The 20188-nt window shown below is 32.7% G+C and carries 15 protein-coding genes; 10 read left to right on the forward strand and 5 right to left on the reverse strand.

The window, feature by feature from the left end; genetic code table 11:
* Positions 1-89: 89 nt before the first annotated feature.
* From ATO12_RS10960 to ATO12_RS10975, 4 genes are read right to left on the reverse strand one after another with little or no spacing between them, the layout of a single operon-like run.
* Positions 90-821, reverse strand: a complete 732-nt coding sequence (locus ATO12_RS10960) for a LytR/AlgR family response regulator transcription factor (RefSeq protein ID WP_034241851.1) — start codon at positions 819-821, stop codon at positions 90-92.
* Between the two features lies 1 nt (position 822).
* Positions 823-2172, reverse strand: coding sequence for a sensor histidine kinase (locus ATO12_RS10965; RefSeq protein WP_034241853.1), 1350 nt, complete (start codon positions 2170-2172; stop codon positions 823-825).
* 37 nt (positions 2173-2209) lie between these two features.
* The gene (locus tag ATO12_RS10970; RefSeq protein ID WP_131248814.1) at positions 2210-3475 is read right to left on the reverse strand and encodes a hypothetical protein; all 1266 of its coding nucleotides are present in this window, start codon (positions 3473-3475) and stop codon (positions 2210-2212) included.
* Positions 3476-3506: 31 nt separating this feature from the next.
* Positions 3507-4424, reverse strand: a complete 918-nt coding sequence (locus ATO12_RS10975; RefSeq protein WP_034241857.1) for a T9SS type A sorting domain-containing protein — start codon at positions 4422-4424, stop codon at positions 3507-3509.
* A 213-nt stretch (positions 4425-4637) separates the two neighbouring features.
* On the opposite strand from ATO12_RS10975, the gene ATO12_RS10980 reads away from it, so the two are divergent.
* From ATO12_RS10980 to ATO12_RS10990, 3 genes are all read left to right on the forward strand, one after another.
* Positions 4638-5264, forward strand: a complete 627-nt coding sequence (locus ATO12_RS10980; protein WP_034241859.1) for a trimeric intracellular cation channel family protein — start codon at positions 4638-4640, stop codon at positions 5262-5264.
* Between the two features lie 55 nt (positions 5265-5319).
* Positions 5320-5769 (forward strand): PaaI family thioesterase, encoded by a 450-nt coding sequence (locus ATO12_RS10985; RefSeq protein WP_034241861.1) that lies wholly within the window; start codon positions 5320-5322, stop codon positions 5767-5769.
* Between the two features lie 157 nt (positions 5770-5926).
* Positions 5927-6379: a GNAT family N-acetyltransferase gene (locus ATO12_RS10990; protein WP_034242072.1), complete on the forward strand. Its 453-nt coding sequence runs from the start codon at positions 5927-5929 to the stop codon at positions 6377-6379.
* A gap of 78 nt (positions 6380-6457) precedes the next feature.
* Here ATO12_RS10990 and ATO12_RS10995 read toward each other — a convergent pair whose 3' ends face one another.
* Positions 6458-11542 carry a GEVED domain-containing protein gene (locus ATO12_RS10995; protein WP_034241863.1) on the reverse strand — a complete coding sequence of 1695 codons (5085 nt, stop codon included), beginning with the start codon at positions 11540-11542 and terminating at the stop codon, positions 6458-6460.
* 727 nt (positions 11543-12269) lie between these two features.
* Between ATO12_RS10995 and ATO12_RS11000 the strand changes: the two genes are divergently transcribed.
* The 7 genes from ATO12_RS11000 (at position 12270) to ATO12_RS11030 (ending at position 20117) form a co-directional block, all read left to right on the forward strand.
* On the forward strand, positions 12270-12602 hold the full coding sequence (locus tag ATO12_RS11000) for a hypothetical protein (RefSeq protein ID WP_034241865.1): 333 nt from the start codon (positions 12270-12272) through the stop codon (positions 12600-12602).
* Positions 12603-12941: 339 nt separating this feature from the next.
* Entirely contained in the window at positions 12942-15272 is a 2331-nt protein-coding gene (locus tag ATO12_RS11005; RefSeq protein ID WP_034241867.1) for a TonB-dependent receptor, read from the forward strand.
* Positions 15273-15326: 54 nt separating this feature from the next.
* Entirely contained in the window at positions 15327-16568 is a 1242-nt protein-coding gene (locus ATO12_RS11010; RefSeq protein ID WP_034241868.1) for a PepSY-associated TM helix domain-containing protein, read from the forward strand.
* 189 nt (positions 16569-16757) lie between these two features.
* On the forward strand, positions 16758-17189 hold the full coding sequence (locus ATO12_RS11015; RefSeq protein WP_034241870.1) for a hypothetical protein: 432 nt from the start codon (positions 16758-16760) through the stop codon (positions 17187-17189).
* Between the two features lie 69 nt (positions 17190-17258).
* Positions 17259-18083 (forward strand): OmpA family protein, encoded by an 825-nt coding sequence (locus ATO12_RS11020; protein WP_034241872.1) that lies wholly within the window; start codon positions 17259-17261, stop codon positions 18081-18083.
* Positions 18084-18282: 199 nt separating this feature from the next.
* Positions 18283-19236, forward strand: coding sequence for a bifunctional helix-turn-helix transcriptional regulator/GNAT family N-acetyltransferase (locus ATO12_RS11025; RefSeq protein WP_034241874.1), 954 nt, complete (start codon positions 18283-18285; stop codon positions 19234-19236).
* A gap of 434 nt (positions 19237-19670) precedes the next feature.
* Complete coding sequence (locus ATO12_RS11030) at positions 19671-20117, forward strand: hypothetical protein (RefSeq protein ID WP_034241875.1); 447 nt, start codon at positions 19671-19673, stop codon at positions 20115-20117.
* Positions 20118-20188: the final 71 nt, after the last annotated feature.

The following is a 20188-nucleotide window of genomic DNA, read 5'->3' on the forward strand; positions in this document are numbered from 1 at the left end:
AAATGTTAGATAGAGAATGACAATTTTCATGATTTGGTTGTAGACAAATGAAAAGCAATCGATTTGTAATATGTGGTAGATCTTACGTTTTAAGTATAAAAAATGGCTTCAAAATTATCTTTATAACCTTTACTTACGGGTATTACAAGTTGTGTGTGTAATACAACTTCTTTATTTTTTTTAGAATACGTTTCTATTTTATTACTATTAACGATCCAGGAACGGTGTAATCTTATAAAATCTGTGTCTTTACATAATAGTTCTTCATAATAGCTTAATTTTTTGGCGACCATATACTTTTTATCATCTACAGTATGAAGAATTGTATACATTCTATCTGCTTCTATACACAGTATAGTATCTATATCTAAAATAGCATAATCTGATTTATAAGGGATTGCTATTTTTTTTAAGCCTTTCCTGTTTTCTAATAAAGTTTCGATGCGGTTATAGCCAAACGAGCTATTATGTATTCGTATTACCTTTTTTATGGCTTTCTTTAAAAGTGAAACATCAATGGGTTTTAGCAAATAATCTATTGCCGCTATTTGAAATGCTTTTATGGCATAATGATCGTAAGCAGTAACAAAAATAATATGGAAATTCACATCTTCAAATGCATTCAAAAGTTGAAACCCGTTTTTTTGAGGCATTTCGATATCTAAAAATACCAGTTCGGGCTTGTGCTTATTTATCAATTTTACAGCTTCATCTACATGCGTTGCTTCGGCTACTACATTAATTTCTGAGCAAAAAGAATCTAGTAAATAGCTCAGATTTTCCCTTGCATTTATTTCATCATCAACAATAATAGCATTCATCTTAGTCACTTATTAAGGTATAAGGTATTTTTAAAATTACTTTAGTACCTATTTTCACATTTTCATAGGTAAAACCAATATCTGTCTTGTAGTAATCTTTTAATAATAACAATCTATCTTCAATTGCCTTGGTAGAAAAAGATTGATTTGCTTCATTTACTTTATTTATGGTTTTAGATGCTTTTAAACCTACACCATTGTCGGTAATAATACACTTAAAAACCTCATCTTGCTGAAATTCTAATTCTAATATTTTCTTACCTTCCTGTTTATGTAACAACCCATGTTTTATGGCATTCTCTACAAAAGGTTGAATAATCATAGACGGAATTTTTATATCTCCTATAGTATCTGCTCCTTGAATACTATATTCTAAAGAATCCCTAAACCTGAGGCGTTCTAATTCTAAGTACTTTTTTAAAAGAGATAATTCTTCTTCAAAATACACAAAACTCTTTTCGCTCATATTAAGGTTACCTCGTATTAAAGTGGCAAATTGAGTTAGATAATCATATGCTTCTTGTTTATCACCTTTAAGCACTAGGTTTTGTATAGAATTCATGGCATTAAACATAAAATGAGGATTCATCTGCGCTTTTAAAGATTTTAGCTGCAAATGTGCTACCTCACTTTTTTTTGTCTCCTCTAGCTGTTTATATGCCAGTGCTAATTTTTCTTCGTTAGCAATATTATGTTTTTTAAAATAATTTACTATCGCATAGATACTGTAAAACAAACAAGTAACAACGACAACTTGTATTCTATTAGGGTGATCTATTGGATAGATATCAAAAAAATAATAAGGGATAAAAAAACAAATAATGCTTAACAATGTGCATATAATCGGAATGGTATTTTTTTGATAAATAGATAAACAAATTCCCGGAATCAAAAGAAAATAATACTCTGTATAGATACCGGGATTAATCTTTAATACCGATAAATTAATAAAGACAAATAAATATGCAATCCACATGATTTTTGCATAATCAAAAAGATGTTTTTTATTACATATTAATATGCTTATTAAGGCAATATAAGAAACGTATGCTGTAAAATGGTCTGATATAGGTTTGTGAACAAAAATTAAATCTCCTACATAAAAAATGATTGACGTATGTAAACAAATTAAAACATAAATATTTACAAGCCTTGTTCGTTTGTTTTGTAAATCAGAGAATGTATCGGCAGTACCAATCGCAATTATTTTTCTATATAGCGCTATAATTTCTTTCATCCATTTTTTTATACCATCAATTATAAAAATAATTTTTCGATATAAATAAAATTGTTTCCGAATAACCGTTTTATATTTCCAGATTGCACAACCTGGTAGAGTTAACTTTATCATAAAAACGCTATATAACTAATTGATAGGATCGTGGTAACTAATTCACATACTTACACTCTAAAACATTCTGTCCTCTAACAATACCTTCTGTAAAAACCTTTTGATAGCCGTTACCATTATATTGTTGTGCAAATGTCACATACTGAAAACTGCATTTACCGTCCTTACGTTTCATAATAATAACGCCCGATATTCGTCTACCAAGCTGTACACCTGTTAGTGTATTCCTGTAAATACTCCAATCGTTACCTGTAAAATAAGCTTTGATGATTGTTTCTTCCCAACGATATTGACTTGCCCAGGACTTTGCTGCCAGTGTAGCCTGTTTTTCTAATGCCGAGTTGCTAAATCCTTTTGCAGGTAAACGTCTGTTCTTTATAGCTTCGGCTTCCTTCGCAGCATATGTCTTTTCTACATATTCTTTTGCCTTCAATGACCAATCTGCCAGTTTAGTATCTATTTTATCCTGAGCTTCTTTGCTTACCAGTAAATTTCGTATTACTTTTTGATCTTTATGGAAATAGTTGAACTTTTCATAAGTTCCCCATGTAGATTTTCCCAAATCATTTCCTGAACTATATTTTGCCCAAATAATCGATAGCGGACTTTCTACAAACATATACTCTCGTCTATTGCCTCCAACATCATAAACATCGACTCCTAAAACCTTACTTAGTTCTATCATAAAACTATAATCTTCGCTATGACCATTAGATAATTTTAAGAGTAGTTCTTTGCCTTTTTCAACATCTATATTCACCGAATTAAATGACTCTCCATTGTGCAATTCTTTTGCAGCTGGATAATAAAGGTTACTATCGCTATCAACAGCTTGTGCGCCAACCCCACCTGTCATAATCTGTTTTGAAAAGTCTATTGCCCAATCTTCTACTTTCTTTTTATTCATACCAGCGACCTTAGCTTTATCTGCACTAAAGAAATTGGCATATAAAAAAGTCTCCCAAATACCTTCTCCTATAGCTACTGCCGGTGTTTTTGGAGCTACAGATATATAGCTATTTTCATCATAAGGGATCACATAGATACCCGAAGTACCATAAATAGTTTTCCCTGATGCTTTACTGGCATCAGGATTATAGGTATATACTGCTGGCATACATTGTTTACAAGATGCCATTGCTAATAACTTTACACCATTGTTTTCTCCAATTTGTAAAATTTGTTGTTTTTTCCCATCTCTTGAGGGTTCTAATAAATGAACCATTTGATCTTGCGCATAGAATTGATTAACAAAAGTGAAACTTAATGCTATTAGTATTTGTAAATAGTTTTTCATTTTCATGATATACAGTTTAAATATGCGATGTAGTATCTTATTCTTTTATCACCTTTTTTCTTATTCTTTTACTTTTTGTCTCTATCACAAGCCAATATATTCCTCTCTTCATTTCTGAAATATCTAATTCATTAGTATTCTGTTTCTCTACTACATTTTCTCCAGTGAATGTATATAAAGTGAGTTTCTCTATTTTTTCTTCAGATCGAATAGTAACAAAGTCATTTGCCGGATTTGGATATACAATGATGTCATTACCTATCTTCTCTATAGATTCTGGCATACCAACCACAGAAAAACCTATATCTACCTGACTATCTGTAGCATCTATACATATATCACTATAACTAGCAGATGCATCTTTTCGCCAGCGCCAATTTGTAGGAGGAGTAAACCCTCGATCTATATTAATACATATTAGTTTAGGGTTATTTTCTGCAAACAAAGTGAAATTAGGGTGATGGTTATTTCCATTTGCTATATCCAATGTTTTAAGGTTTGGATTGTCATAACAATAAACAGATTGTAAAGATGGATACCCACTTATATCTAAATCGACTAACTCATTATCTGAACAGGTGAGTACAATTAGATTAGGATTGTTACCTAAATTTATTGTACTAATTTTATTTCCGTCTACTTGTACAGTTATTAATTTCGTATTATTACTTAGATCAAGTTTGGTTAATAAACCACGTGCAACAACGAGTTGTCTTATATTTATAAAAAACTCTATCCCTGTTAAATCATGTATGAATGGAGTTTGTCCAACAGATAAAAGGCCGCTATAATTTTGTGCTTCTGAAACATCTATTTCTCCGTCATTATTCAAATCTATTGAAGGAGAATGATGTATCAAATCATTTTTAAAATTAGAGTCAGGAAAATTAATAATTTGGCTGTAACCACTAATAGCCATAAAAAATAAACCTAGTGTAAGTAATTTTTCTTTCATTTTTACTGTATCTTAAATATATTATTTACTAAAAGTAATAGTTAAGATTTCAGAACAAGGAAAGGATTTGTGAATCGTAATTTGAGTTTGTGAATAGCTCAGGTAATTAATTGCTTTTTAAAAATATGTTTCTTTTCATTATGCAAACAACACTAAACTTTAATGTTTTAAAATCAGATAAGTTATATTACATTTAACCACAAAATCAGTGAAATGACAATTTTTAATGTCTTAGATATTTTAGGAACCATCGCATTCGTAATATCAGGTTCGTTAAGTGCAATGCACCGAAAATTAGATCTCTTTGGTATTTTTATCATTGCATTTGTCACTTCTATTGGTGGTGGTACTATTCGAGATATTCTTATAGGTAATACCCCAGTTTCCTGGATGCAAAATACGACCACAATGTATTTAATAGGAGGAGTAACTATATTTTCAATCATTTTTAGAAATAAACTAGATTATCTTAAAGGGTCGATTTTTTTATTCGACACTATTGGATTAGGAGTATTTACGATAATTGGGGTCGAAACAGGAATTAATGCAGGATTAGAACCTATTGTTTCGGTTGCTCTGGGAGCTACAACCGGATGTTTTGGAGGTGTGTTACGTGATATTCTATGTAATGAAATACCAGTACTTTTCAGAAAAGAGATATATGCTACAGCTTCTATAGCGGGTGGAGTTTGTTTTATGGTACTATACTCGTTTGATTTAGATCAGAACATCACATACATCTCTACGGCCATGTTAATCATTATAATTCGATTACTGGTTGTAAAATATAAAGTATCATTACCATTATTTACTACAGCGAACAACGATCTTACGAATTGATTTTTCTAAATAATTGGTATCTTATTAGGCTCAATTTTGTTATTTTTTGTGTAGCATGAAATTCGAACCTAAATCAGATACGTATAAGAAAAAAGTTAAAGAAAGCTTTGAACGACAAGAGTTCATGAAGCTAATCAATGCCCAATTAATTGACGTTCGACCGGGATATTGCGAGATTCATGTGCCTTATCATTCTAGTTTAACACAGCAACATGGTTTTTTTCATGCTGGCATCATTAGTACAATTGCTGATAATGCAGCTGGATATGCAGGCTTTTCATTGATGGAAGAAAATTCTTCTGTTCTAACCGTAGAGTTTAAGATCAATTTAATGGCTCCCGGGGATGGAGAACTACTTATAGGAAAATCAAATGTATTAAAAAACGGAAGAACGCTTACCATTTGTACATCTGAAGTATTTATCAGTAAAAATGGTGTAGAAAAACTGTGTGCTGCTGCGCAACTAACACTAATTGAGCTTAAAAATAGTAGCGATCAGAAATAATTCAATTATTGCTTAGGACAGGTTTGATCTTGTTTATCTTTTCCCTTTTTGTTTTTTATAGACTAATCATAGAAGGCGCATTTTGATCTCTACTTTTTTAAGTGTATTTAATATAACAAGAACAGCTATAATATTTAATAAAATACAGAAGTTACTCATGAATTTCAGAAAAGCAACCCAACAAGATGTTCCTTTCATCGTACAAATGATTGCTAATGATGATTTAGGGAAAACCAGGGAAAATTACCAAATTCCTCTCCCAAAAGAATATTTTAAAGCCTTTACAGCTATTAATGCAGATCCGAACCAGGAATTGATTGTAGTAGAAAATAATGATTTTGAAATTATTGGCACTTTACAATTATCTTTCATACAATACTTAACATACCAGGGAGGAATTCGAGCTCAAATTGAAGCTGTACGAATTCGGGAAGATCAAAGAGGTAAAGGAATAGGACAAAAAATGTTTGAGTGGGCTATAGCGAGAGCAAAACAAAAAAGCGCGCATGTATTACAACTCACTACAGATAAAAAACGATCCGAATCCATACGGTTTTATGAGAAATTAGGATTTATAGCTTCTCATGAAGGTATGAAGCTTCATTTTTAAGCTTAACATCTATGGTTTATAAAAAAGGCTGCCTTTTCAGACAGCCTTTTATAATAACAAACCTATTTATACCTAAAACTAATATTTAAGGACTTGTAAAGTTTTTGTTTTTGTATCTGTCATTATTTTCACAAAATAACTTCCAGACATTTTTATCTGTTCACCTAAGGTTATTTGTCCAGGGTTTTTTCCATATTTTTTATGGATCAACAATTTTCCTTGTATATCATAAACCTTTACCACTAAATCTCTTTTATCTAATGTTGATGTATTGATCACAAAATTCTCAGAAAATGGATTAGGAGAAATAGTAATGTTTTTGCCTAAGCTATACTCATTGCGATTTTTAACTCCCATTACTTTGGTAGTAATCGTCTGATTTGGATTTGTTTGATATGCATAATCCAAAATAGTGTAAGATAAGCCATCATTAGCTACAGATATATGAAACCACCCGTAGTGTGTGTTACCATTAACCTTAAAAGTAAATCCTACAAAGCCAGATTTTCCTTTCCAATCGGTATAGTCTGAAGAACTTATAATATAACTATTAGATTCTGCTCTAAAATTACTAGCACTATCAATTCCTATCCCCTCTCCTATTAATGCTACATTTTTACTAGTACCTACGCAGACAAGGTCTTTATCATAAGTAACCAATCTCACAGAATTGCTAGTATACCAGGCACCATAGTCTTTATTATCTCCGGTTTCTATTCTAAAAAACTCCCAGGTATTTGATGAGGTAACGGTTATATCATTAATATCTACATAAACCACTCCTGTATCTGTATTACAAGGAGCACAAGAACCACCGCAATCTATACCTGTTTCATTTCCATTCTGGATACCATCATTACAAGTAGGAGTAGAAACTGTTCCTATAGAGATGGTATAATCCTCAACTTCACCATAATCAAAAGAACCGCATGGTGATGGGATTGTATTGTATCTCATAGATACCCTCATTCTGGTGTTTCCATTTTTTGCACCATCAGGAATTGTAAAACTTCCACTTACAGAAGTATCTTTTGAAGCAGCTTTGCTCCACACTTGTTCATTAGGATCTTCAAAATCTCCATCCTGATTATAATCGACCCATACGCTATATGCTTCAGAATAAACTGTACTCGCCCATTTTGGTGTTATAGTGATGGTATGTGCAGTTCCTTTAGACAAGGCTGTAGATACAGAGGTAAAATCATTATACCCTCCACTTCCTACTGCAGATGTATTATCAATAGCACCTAATTGAACTCGGTTAATATATTCTGCAGATGGATCATTACCATTAGCCGCACAATACGTTAAGGTAGCACAAGGAGCACATGAACCCCCACAATCTATGCCAGTTTCATCACCATTTTGAATACCGTCATTACAGCTTGGTGTCGTTTGACAAGGAGTACATGAACCACCGCAATCTACACCGGTTTCATCACCGTTTTGAATACCATCATTACATGTTGGCGTTGTGCTATTTCCAACATACACCGTATAATCTTCTACTTCACCCAAATACGTATCATTTCCGCAAGGATTTATTTTATCTTTGGATCCATATCCCATTCGTACTCTCATTCGTAATGGAGTCCCTGTTAAGGCAGAAGAAGGTACAGTTACCGTACCATTATAAGGGCCGGGACCGTAAAGAGAAAATACTTCTTCATCTGTATCTATAAAATCCCCATCCTGATTCCAATCGATCCAAGCCCCAATTGCATTGTATGACCAATGTTCATTTATAGTCTTTATTGTTAATGCAATTTGCTCCCCTTTTTGAACAACTGTAGATAAATTGGTGTGATCAGAATAGGGATTATGAGCCGTACTATTATTGATATCGCCAAAAATCACTTGGGTAATGTGTAACTTACTATCTTCATTAGATGCGTCACAAAACGTTATAGGTGCTTTTTCAATATTTAATGTTATCGATTTAGAATCTGTTGCACCATCATTATCATATGCAGTAATCGTTAATTCATGTTGCCCAGGAGACAGAAAGTTTAATTTATTGATATGTGTCCATTGATAAGGGGCTACATAATCTGTAGAAATTAATTCTCCGTCTACTTTTAGTTCTGCTTTTTCAACTTTCTCGTCGTCTTTTATAACAGTTTCAACAGCTATATTTTCTTTTTGAACAAAATTCTGTCCGTTAGAAGGTTTTAACACTGTAATTACCGGTGGAGTATTAACCGGAGCCGGATCATTAGTAACAATTATGGAGTAATCTTCAATTTCTCCGATACTGTTTTGTGTTCCGCAAGGAGTTATATTATCTTCTGCTCCGTAACTCATTCGTACTCTCATTCGTGTTGTCCCTAATTTTGCACCAGATGGAGGCGTAATTTGTTTTGAATAGGGCCCAGCAGCATATTTATGAAAAACTTCTTCTCCAGCATCGATAAAATCTCCATCCTGGTTCCAATCAATCCACACTCCTAATGCATTATATGTCCAATGTTCATTTTGTACAGTAATATCTAATGGAGTACTTTGATTGGTTCGTATTATTGCTGCCAGTGAAGTATAATCTACATAAGATGTTGTATATCCTGAAGCATTTTCAAAATCACCTAATCGAATTTTTGTAATATGAACATCGTCTCCTCCTTCTTTATTTGTAGCACTACAATATGTATTTGTACTAGACGGGTATACTTTAATATAATTCTGAATCGTTTTTGTATCGCTACTTCCCCCTGTTCCTTGTGCCGTTAAGGTAACATTATATTCTCCTGGAGAGTTATATGTTATCTGTGGTGTTTGTTCATTAGTTGCACTAGAAGGAGCCCCAGATGGGAAAGACCAGTCAAGACCTGTAATATGACCTGTAGATTCGTTTACAAAATCTATTTTTCCTCCTGCAATAGTAGTTTTATTTGTAGCCGAAAACTCTGCTACTGGATTGTCACTAATATCGGCGTCCTTAAGTGGTCCCGTGATTATAAAATCGGCAGAACGGCTACCTGATGAGTTTAAATTTTTAAAATACCCAACAGTATACTTAAAGTTATTTACAAGTTCATTTTCTCTAAGTTTTAATATAGTATTATCAAGTTGCTGAGCAATATCTTTGGGTGCTGCTCCCGATCCTGTTCCTGTTATCTTACCTTCTATTTTAAAACGCCTATACGATTTTTCGGCATCTATCGCAACCGAAATGTTACTGGTATTGGGTAAGTTTCCTATTTCATTTTGAATTGCAGCAGGGCTTCCTATGCTAATTTGATTATCATCAAGCCAGTTTGTTGTAGGTTGCCATCCTATAACTTGTTCATTTTTTACTTGATTTAAGAAATTGTTATATGAAGTTTCCCCATTATTTCTAAGCTCACTTACAAAATTATCAAATCCAGAGATGTCATTATTTCGGGTATACTCAAAAAAACGTTTTAAATAGTCAAAATTATTAAGATACCAATTATACCAGGCCGCGTTTCCGTAGGTGTAATGATAAAAATTGCCACTATCATAACTCGAATTAAAAACAGTATTAAGAGAAGGCCAACCCGATCCTCTATTGATAATCGCTCTTGTATTTTGTGCTAACATTTGTACTCCATTAGTATCTGTAGATCCCGCAAAAAAATCGGCCATTCCTTCTTCATACCATACTAATCTACTATTGTTGTATATCTCTGATGATCCCCAGTTACCCGGTACCAAATACCTACCTTGCAAATAATGACAATATTCATGTCTAAATAAAGATTCTAAAGATAAAGAGCTTTCTACCCCGACAGTTCGATCCCAGGTATAAAAAGTCGCAATCCCTTCTAAGTACATTCCTCCGTTATCGGTACGAATACCAAATAACAATGGTGCATAATCATCGTATTGCTGTTTAGAACCAAAAACGATCATGTTAATGGTAGTATTGGTATCTCCTGCAACCGGTTCATCGGTTTGTACTAATCTAAAAAACTGACTTTGCACTTGTTTAGCTGCATGATACAGGTTTTGTATTTTTTCATCACTAAGAGGAGTACGAATGATCATTTTATCATCATCATAAGATACGGTCTTAGGAAACAAATATTCTTCTACTTCTTGTCGTATCGATAATGGATGCTGACAAAGGTTATAAGCACTACAATCTCCATATTTGTTCAAGGCCATTTTTGCTTTTGCCCAACTAGGGGATAATTTTGGGAAATAATTGGTTATAGCTGCCAGGTGCCCTTGTATATCTCCAATAAGCTTATCTGATTCTGCTAATATGGCCAATGCCCCTGTTGCATTTTGCCATAAATATTGAAAATCTCCTCCTTTACTAATTAATGCACTATTTACCGCTGCCTTTCCTAACAAATCAAGAACTTGTTTGTCACTAACCAGTCCGTTTACAAAATCATCGGTTACTGTATTATAAAAAGCATTATAAACTGCGTTAGTTGCTTTTGTATATGCTTTTTGTATATCTGGGTCTGTAATGGATGTCCAGGTTTCATTGACTGCAAAATCTCGTAGCACTCTCTCAAAAAGATTAATAGAAGCTGCTTTATGACGTGATTTTAAGTCTCCTGCTACTATAAGTAACTCTTCTAATACTTCCATAGCGTATACATTATGATTAAGAAGTGACGAATTACTTCCTAAACCAGCAATTGCCTCATGTATTATATTATAAGTATCTGGGGTTAAATCAATTGATGTTTGATAAAAATCCAGATATATAGCAATATGCAGATAAATTGTTAGTCCATACATTCCTGTGTTGTTGGTACCGTTATAGGAAGATGCCAAACCTCTCACTTCATTGGCTACTGCTTTTACTTTATCGTTAGAAAAAATATAAGGTGAATAGGAACTATAATTAAATAAATCTCTATAACAATCATAATCATGAGTTTGTCGTATAGCACTGACTAATGCCGAAGTAGATAAGCCATACCAATCTGCATTGGTACTATATTGGCAAGCAGCCTTTCTAGCGATTCCAAAAGTATTATCTTTGGCTTTAGCACTCGGAATAGGACCATCATTTTCATGAGAAACTCTCGAACAGTGATCAGATGAATGATCGGATGAATGGTGTGATGACTTGGGTATCGGTTTGTGATGTTGAGCAAATGATAACTGGATTATCATTATAAGGCCAAAAAGCAGCCACATTGTTTTTTTCTCAAATAGAGAACATTGTAAAGATTTCATAAGATTTGTGTAAATAAAATATCCCTCGATCTTTTGTATAGGTTTATCGATCAGGATATAAGTTAAGTTTTAAATAAATAAGTATTTCTCAAGAGTAAAGGATATTCTTTATACTCGAAAATAAATGATAAGCCCTTTATGATATTGTCTATACATAATACAACACCATAAATCAGTAATCGTATAACATCTATATGAACGAATATATTATTTACGGTCACCAGATGTTTCTTTGTCTTTTAATTGTATGTAAAAATCAAAGCAAGTGTCTTTTAAAAATAAACTGAATCCAAACAATTATGCTGGGCCAGTATCTTCATAAATATGTTGAAGTGTAGAAATAATTTTGTTCTTGTGCTCAGGGAAAATTGAACGTAGCTGGCTGTTTTTCATTGTTTTAAAGTTTGTGTTTCTTAGTTGAGATAAAATTAGTTGATTTAAAAAATGATTATCAATAGTATATTATCCAAAGTTGATTTAATATTAACCTTAATTTGATCGTTTATCTTTTTTATTAGCATAAATAGTATTTCACAAATCAAACAAGCTTATAATCAGGGGGAGTTCGATCAAAGAAAAACATCTATTTTACAAGCTTAGAACAGCTTATTTGTTTTTTAGAATAAAAGAACCATTCAAATTTGTATTTTTGCACGAAATTTTATGCATACTGATGAGAATTCTATTCTCCATATTATTATTTTTTTCTTTTGCCATACGCCCCGCTATGGAAATCAGTACTGTACTCTACTACCAGCTTAATATTGATAGTATTATAGAGAAATATTGTGTAAATAAAGAACGCCCTCGTCTTAATTGTAATGGTAAATGTTATTTAATGAGCCAAATGAAGGCGAAAACACAACCATCAAAAGAAAATTCTGATACTACTATTATAACAGAAGCTTTTATTCCGCTATTTTTTCAGGAAAACACAATACAAATAAAAAACACAAATCCGTTTGTTTTAGAACATACTCAGAATTGGAAATTAAAAAACAGCTATCTAAAAACGATTGCTAAAGATATTGACCACCCTCCCGAGTACATCTTTTCTTAATTACACATCATATTTTGAATTTAATTTTTGAATAGATCATCAGTCAGTTTTTATTCAAACATTACTATTACAAAAAATTCAACATTTTTTAATATCAAAAAGACGATACTTTCTGGTATCAGTACTAAGATTTTTAGTTGAACAAACACGTAGTAAAATTCAAAAATCATTAACCCATATACCTTGACAAAGAAAAAGTTAGGTTCTTTGTTTGGCTCTGTATAAAAAGGTTTTTGAGTTCATGCTATTTGTTTTCGGCTTACTACGCCTAAAAGCGTAGTGTTTTTTAATGGTACCCTATAATTAGGAAAGAATCGTCATTGCAACTCATTATATACAATGAAAAACATATTAGTTTATGCAGTTACCCTATGCTTAGGGGTATACGGCTATACACAACAATCATATAAAGGAAAAATAGTAGATCATACTAACAATCCATTATCAGGGGCAACTATTATTGAATCTAATAGTACTAATGGAGTAATGAGTGACTCTGAAGGAGTTTTTAAAATCACATTAGAAAACTCTACAGAAGTCACTATTAGTTTTCTGGGATATATCACCAAAAAAGTAAATTTAACAGATACTTTTACTACTATTAGATTAGCAGAAGATAATGTTGCCTTAGAAGAAGTTTTGGTAACCTCTGCAAGTAGAGAAATTCAAAAACGTTCTGAAGTACCGGGGTCTATTGCTTCAATACAAACGCAGGCAATTTCCGAAACCAAAGCTTTTGGTATTGACCAATTGGTAAACCAGGTGCCCGGAGTATTTATGTCTACCTCACGATCAGCAAGTAATGAACAACATTTTATGGCTGTTCGTACTCCTATTTCTACAAAAGCACTGTTCTTATATCTAGAAGATGGCATGCAAATTCGACCTACTTCGGTATTTAATCATAACGCATTATTAGAGATGAACAATACTTCTTTTGGTCGTGTTGAAGTATTAAAAGGCCCGGCTTCAAGTATCTATGGTAGCGAAGCTATAGGAGGTAGTTTTAATTTTATTACCAAAAACCCAACAGAAAAACTTACTGGTGGTATTGGTTTTCAAATTAATGACTTAGGCTTAACTCGATATGAGTTCGAAGTTTCAGATAAAACCAGTGAAAACTTCGGCTTCTATTTAGGTAGTCATCATGTACAGCGAAAAGATGGCCCCATAGAACATAGTGATTATGAAAAGTTGGCTGTTACTTTTAAAACAGTGTATGACATTACCGAAACCGCAAGATGGACAACTGTTTTTGATCTTGTAGATTATCGGTCAGACATGTCTGGTTCTTTAAGTGAAACCGATTACAATGAAGGAAATTATGAAAGTGATCAAACATTTACCGAAAGAGAAGCGATTACATTTAGAGCCAGAACTACACTAGACAAATTTTGGGACGATGCCAATAAAACTTCATTCAATTTTATGGTTAGAAATAATCGAATGGATCAAATTCCGTCCTATAGAATACGTCAATTTAGAAATCAGGGACAATTAACAGGATTAGGTTCGGGAGAAGTAAATTCTAATCGATTTAAAAGTTTTGTAGGATTAATTCAGCATAAGTTAGATTTCAACTTTGCCAATTCTTCATTAATCATTGGTGCTACAGCAGATTATTCACCACAAGATTATGTAGCAGAGACCATACAAGTTGTTGTTGATCCCGAAACGGGAAGAAACCTGGAATACACTGTTAATTCCAGAGATTTTATCCTTAACTATAAAGCCAATATATTTAATTATGCAGGTTTTTTTCAATATGAGATATCACCAGTAGAAGCCTTAAAAATTACCGCAGCACTGCGTTATGATGGTTTTGAATACGATTATGATAATCAAGTCGAAACTATAGGTGTAAATGATGCCGTAGATAATTTTAATAATCTAACTCCTAAATTAGGTGTCAATTATAATTTTAATACAAAAGCCGGGATGTATGCAAACTATTCGCAAGGGTTTGCACCTCCCCAGGTTTCTACATTGTATCGTAATAGAAATGAACTACTAGGTATAAAACCAAGTCGTTATCATAATTACGAACTTGGAGGTTATTTCACTATTCCTTCAAAATTAAAATTAGATGCTGCTATTTATCTTCTTGAAGGACAAAACACCTTAATTACCTTAAGAGATCAGGATGATAACTTTTTTAGTACCAATGCTGGTAAAACTCGATCATATGGTATTGAGTATGGTATAACCTGGATTCCTATAGAAGGATTATCGATAACTCATAATGGTAGTTATGCGCAGCATCGTTATGTAGAGTTTTTTGATAGAGGAATTGATTATTCTGATACCGACAGAGAAACTGCTCCCAATCTATTGGGGACTTCTTTAATTACTTATCGTAAGAATTATGAAAACAATTTTGGATTCAGTATAACGGCAGAACACGAATTGGTAGGTAAATACAATACCAGTTTTGAAAATCAGATAGATAATGAAGATGGCACTTTTGATACTGCAACCTATGATGGACATTCTGTTTTTAACCTTAGAGCTACCGTTCATTATAAAGGTTTTGAAGTATGGGGTCATGCACTTAATGTTTTTGATGAGTTGTATGCCGCCAGAGCCTCATTTAATAGATTTAGAGGAGAAAATAGTTTTACGATAGGAAATCCAAGAGCTTTTCACCTTGGAGTAAAATATAATTTCTAATAACCAATCCTCACAGGTTTTTAAAAACCTGTGAGGATTAAATTTAGTTAAGAAATGAAAAAAAACAGACAACTAAACCAATGGCTTTGGAAATGGCACTTCATCGCAGGATTAATATCTCTTCCGTTTATCATCTTACTTTCTATAACAGGAGGATTATATTTATTTAAAGCAGATTATGAAGCTTCCAAACATAAGGACATTAAAGAGGTAGTGGTTCAGGGAGCTCCTATTTCTCTTCAACAACAGTGGGAAATCGCAAACAAAAATGCTATAAAGAAACCCAATACAATGATTCTAACTTCTGCAGCTAACCAGGCCACAGAGTTTATATCAGGTCGTTTTGGTGGTAAAAGCAGTTTATATGTAAACCCATATTCGGGAGCTGTTTCTGGAGAAATTATCACCAGAGATACAACTATGTTTAAAATTAGAAAGCTGCATGGCGAATTGCTATCGGGTAAATTTGGAACCAAAATCGTTGAACTTATTGCGAGTTGGATGATGGTTCTCATACTCACCGGGTTATATGTTTGGTGGCCCGATCGTGGTCGCAAAATAAAAGGTGTTTTTATACCCAGAATGAATGAGGGAAAAAGAACATTTTATAGAGATATACATGCTATTACAGGGTTTTGGATTTCTGGGTTATTACTCCTCATTCTGGCCGGTGGTTTTCCCTGGACAGATGTGGTTGGTGAAAATTTTAAACAACTCCAAAAAATAACCAATACTGGTTATCCTGCTACATGGAAAGGGCACCAATTACAATCAAAAGACAAAGGAGATGCTTTAACATTGGATCAAATGGCAGCCAAAGCAGAGGATCTTCAACTTCCGGGAACAGTAATGATTCATTTTCCAAAAGGTCCTAAAAGTGTTTTTAGTGTATCTAATGTAAACCCATCTGATCTTAATACGCAAAAAAAGATCCATTTTGATCAATATTCTGGCCAGCAAATTCTATCTAATAATTGGGATGATGTAGGTATTTTGATGCGTGGCCGAATGTGGGTTATGGCATTTCATCAAGGAGAATTTGGCGCCTGGAGCTGGTGGTTGATGCTACTAACCGCTATAGCATTAACTATAATGAGTATCTCTGCATTGGTTTCTTATGTAATGCGAAAACGTAAAGGAAATTGGGGAATCCCAAAAGTACCTGTAACCTTTAAAATCGGATATGGAATCATGGTATCGATAGTAATTTTGGCTATCGTATTTCCTCTATTCGGAATAAGTCTCCTTTTGATCATCAGCACAGAATATCTAAGAGCTAAAATCAAAAAATCTTAATCAAATGTATATGTTAACTTATATTCTAATTACGGTAATTTCATGTTGTCTCCTTTATATTATTATACAAATGCATAAAATGAATAAAATCGGACAGCAATACAAGCAAGCTAAACTTCACAAGAAAAAGGAAAAACAATATCTTTGAAACGTTTAGGCTATCAAAATAAAAACTTAAAAATTACAATTATGAAATCATCATTTTTATACTCAATTTCACTACTATTATTATTTATATCCTGTAATCAACTTTCTAAAGAAGAACAAGAGTTTGATACTCTCATGCAAAAAGTAATTGATGTGCATGACGAAGTTATGCCAAAAATGGGAGAAATGAGTAGTCTTATTAAAGAGCTGGAAACTAAAATAGATACTACCGATCAAGGAAAATCATATGCAAAAGCGCAACAAGATGTAAAGGATGCTTATGATTTTATGATGACCTGGATGAGTGATTTTAGTGATAAATTCCCTCATGAGGAAGAAGGCAGTACAACAGATCCGGAAAAAGTATCATCACAAATAAAGCTGCTTAAGGAAGAAGAAATTAAAGTGAATTCTTTAAAGGATCAAATCAATTCTAGTATTAAAAATGCAAAGCAATTATTAGAAAAGTCATAACGACCGGTTGCCGTGTTATTTATAAAAATGTTTTACTTTAGCAATTGCAACAAATCATATTAAAGATCAATGAAAAAAATTATTTTATTTGTTTGTGTATTGTTTATTTCGACTTTGTCTATTCATGCACAGAAAAAAAAGGACCTTCTTGAAGAAATAGATAAACTAAGAAAGGAATTAAAAACTACTGAAGCCGAGTTAAATGATTCTCGTAAAAAGGAAAAAGCAACATTAACTCAGGTAAAAACGATGGAAGCCCAAGTAAAGGATCTAAAAGAAACTAATGCTTCTCTTTTAACCAATATGAGTAGTTTTACTGAGCTATCGAATCAGAAAGCTAAAAACTTAGAAACTTCTCTTAAAAGCCTTCAGGAAAAAGATAAACAAATTAAGACCATAAACGATGCAATTGGAAAAACTGATTCTACCAAACTAGCCACGTTAACGGTTTTAAAAAATGCACTTGGTAGTGATGCTAATATTGCCGTACAAAACGGAGCTGTGTTAATCACTCTGGCTAATACACTATTGTTTGGTGAAGATGATAATAATTGCGTTATCGAAGATAAAGCAAAAGGTGTTCTAGGAAAGATAGCAAATGCTTTAAATGCAAAACCTGATTTAAAAATCATTGTCGAAGGAAATAGCAATGCGATTAAATTTAAAGACAAAAGTATTAGCGATAATTGGGATCTTAGTACAAAGCAAGCTGCATCGGTAGTAAGAGCACTACAAAATGATTTTAAAGTTGATCCAAAAAGAATGGATGTTTTGGGAAAAAGTGAATACGGTTCACAAAGTATAGAAACTGCTACCAGAATCATAATTGATCCAAAGTTTGACGAGTTCTATGGGCTTGTTAAAGAGAATATGAAAAACGGATCCAAAAAATAGAAATACTCCTATTTTTATATAAGACACCCGATCCTTGTGATCGGGTTTTTTAGTACAAAAACCTAACAAAATACAGGTTTTAAGCTCTACTTTTAGCGTTTTACCCCTATCCCCAGTATCTTCATAAAAATGAGCTCATTTTGAAAAAAGAAAGTAAATTATTATATTTACGTAACTGATTACGTAATTAATTATACATATGAATTTTTTTGATAATATTGGTATTATAGCAATTGGCACCAGGCTTAGAATGTTAAGCGAAAAGATGACAGAAGATGCTACAAAAATTTATGAAATGTATAATGTAGATTTAAAACCAAAATGGTTTCCTGTGTTTTATGTTCTATCTCAGAATGGCGAAAAATCTATCACTGCCATAGCCAATGAGATTGGTCACTCTCATCCCTCTGTTAGTAAAATTGTTCGGGAGATGGTTAAGGAACAAATTTTATGTGAAAAAAAAGACAAAAATGATGGAAGAAAGAATAACATCGCGCTAGCTCCTAAAGGCAGACAGATCGCAAATCATATTAAAGATCAATATATCGATGTACAAAAAGCTGTAGAAGTTACCTTAAATCAAAGTAGGCACAACATGTGGCATGCTATCGAAGAATTCGAATTTCTTTTGAATCAAAAATCAATGTTTCATCGTGTTAAAGAAGAAAAAAAGCTTAGAGAAATAAAAAAGGTTGAGATCGTTCCTTATGAGTCTAAATATAGAACTTCGTTCAAAAACCTTAATGAAGAATGGATTACTACCTTTTTTAAGATGGAAGAAGCCGATCGTAAAGCTTTGGATAACCCAAAAGAGTACATTTTAGACAAAGGGGGCGAAATAATTGTCGCATTATACGAAAAAGAACCCGTTGGTGTATGTGCCTTGATAAAAATGGATGATCCTCATTACGACTTTGAACTTGCCAAAATGGCTGTTTCTCCGCAAGCCAAAGGTAAAGGTATAGGTTGGTTATTAGGAAAAGCTATAATTAAAAAAGCACAATCGCTAAATGCTCAAAAAATATATTTAGAAAGCAATACCGTATTAAAACCAGCGATTAATCTATATCATAAGCTAGGTTTTAATAAAGTAGTAGGGCACTCAACTCCATACGAGCGATGTAATATCCAAATGGAATTGATATTAAACTAAAAATGGCTATAATCTCGGCGTTAGGCAGGAGTTGAATCTAAAAATCCTTTCATAATGGATTTGTTTACTTGTTTTACCTCAGCTCCTCCACGCCGAATCATAGCCTATATTCTTTTAGAATACATAATTCTGGTCTTAAAAATAATAATTTGAATCTGTATTCCTATTCAGAAATTAAAGATTTGAATGCATTTGATATATAATGCAGATAGAACAATAATAATTGCAAAGTTATTATTTCTCAAAAAAGAAGTGTCTGTTTTTTGAGAAATCAATGCATTTCAGAAATTTCGACAGAAATAAAACCAATCATCCGATCACATATAGATTACTTAAAATCAACATTTTAACAATATCATAAAAGCTAATCAAGTTCATTTTATCTCACCTTTTTTTCGTAACTTAATAAGATACTCACTTTAAACCTCTCAATCATGAAAACCTTAGTACTGATTCTATTAGGGGTGTGCTTTTATTCTGCTGTTATGCAACAGAATAAAACTACCGATATTGAGCCTTATAACCTTGAAGGTGTTTGGGAACTTAAACATCAGTTTCTTTATGATCATAATCAAATAAGCGATACGATCTTAAATCAAAATGGATATCGCCAGGTAAAAATGTATAGCAAAGAAAAAGTGATGTGGACCCGCTTTGATCCAAAAGACAATAACGAATGGTTTGGTTATGGTACTTACATCATCAAAGATGGTATCCTTGAAGAACGTTTAGAATATGCTTCTGGACCAATGATGAAAATTGTAGATACCATTCAAGTTTTTAGATTTGAACTAATGATGGATTCTAACTCTTATCAACAAATTAATATTGATAAAAACGGGCAGTATACACTTGCCGAAAACTACAGTAGAATCGAATAAACTCTTTTTAAGAAAATTAGATCAAAAACAATGGAGTCCAGATATCTGGACTCCATTTTTAAACAATACAC

The sequence above is a fragment of the Aquimarina atlantica genome, from assembly GCF_000626715.1.
In the GTDB taxonomy this organism is placed as follows: domain Bacteria; phylum Bacteroidota; class Bacteroidia; order Flavobacteriales; family Flavobacteriaceae; genus Aquimarina; species Aquimarina atlantica.

Bases quoted from the DNA above. Each gene is read 5' to 3' on its own strand.
- ATO12_RS11010 (WP_034241868.1), top strand. From the start codon at position 15,327: ATGAAAAAAAACAGACAACTAAACCAATGGCTTTGGAAATGGCACTTC.
- ATO12_RS11005 (WP_034241867.1), top strand. From the start codon at position 12,942: ATGAAAAACATATTAGTTTATGCAGTTACCCTATGCTTAGGGGTATAC.
- ATO12_RS10960 (WP_034241851.1), bottom strand. From the start codon at position 821: ATGAATGCTATTATTGTTGATGATGAAATAAATGCAAGGGAAAATCTG.
- ATO12_RS10990 (WP_034242072.1), top strand. From the start codon at position 5,927: ATGAATTTCAGAAAAGCAACCCAACAAGATGTTCCTTTCATCGTACAA.
- ATO12_RS11020 (WP_034241872.1), top strand. From the start codon at position 17,259: ATGAAAAAAATTATTTTATTTGTTTGTGTATTGTTTATTTCGACTTTG.
- ATO12_RS10980 (WP_034241859.1), top strand. From the start codon at position 4,638: ATGACAATTTTTAATGTCTTAGATATTTTAGGAACCATCGCATTCGTA.
- ATO12_RS10970 (WP_131248814.1), bottom strand. From the start codon at position 3,475: ATGAAAATGAAAAACTATTTACAAATACTAATAGCATTAAGTTTCACT.
- ATO12_RS10995 (WP_034241863.1), bottom strand. From the start codon at position 11,542: ATGAAATCTTTACAATGTTCTCTATTTGAGAAAAAAACAATGTGGCTG.
- ATO12_RS11015 (WP_034241870.1), top strand. From the start codon at position 16,758: ATGAAATCATCATTTTTATACTCAATTTCACTACTATTATTATTTATA.
- ATO12_RS10975 (WP_034241857.1), bottom strand. From the start codon at position 4,424: ATGAAAGAAAAATTACTTACACTAGGTTTATTTTTTATGGCTATTAGT.
- ATO12_RS10965 (WP_034241853.1), bottom strand. From the start codon at position 2,172: ATGATAAAGTTAACTCTACCAGGTTGTGCAATCTGGAAATATAAAACG.
- ATO12_RS11025 (WP_034241874.1), top strand. From the start codon at position 18,283: ATGAATTTTTTTGATAATATTGGTATTATAGCAATTGGCACCAGGCTT.
- ATO12_RS10985 (WP_034241861.1), top strand. From the start codon at position 5,320: ATGAAATTCGAACCTAAATCAGATACGTATAAGAAAAAAGTTAAAGAA.
- ATO12_RS11030 (WP_034241875.1), top strand. From the start codon at position 19,671: ATGAAAACCTTAGTACTGATTCTATTAGGGGTGTGCTTTTATTCTGCT.
- ATO12_RS11000 (WP_034241865.1), top strand. From the start codon at position 12,270: ATGGAAATCAGTACTGTACTCTACTACCAGCTTAATATTGATAGTATT.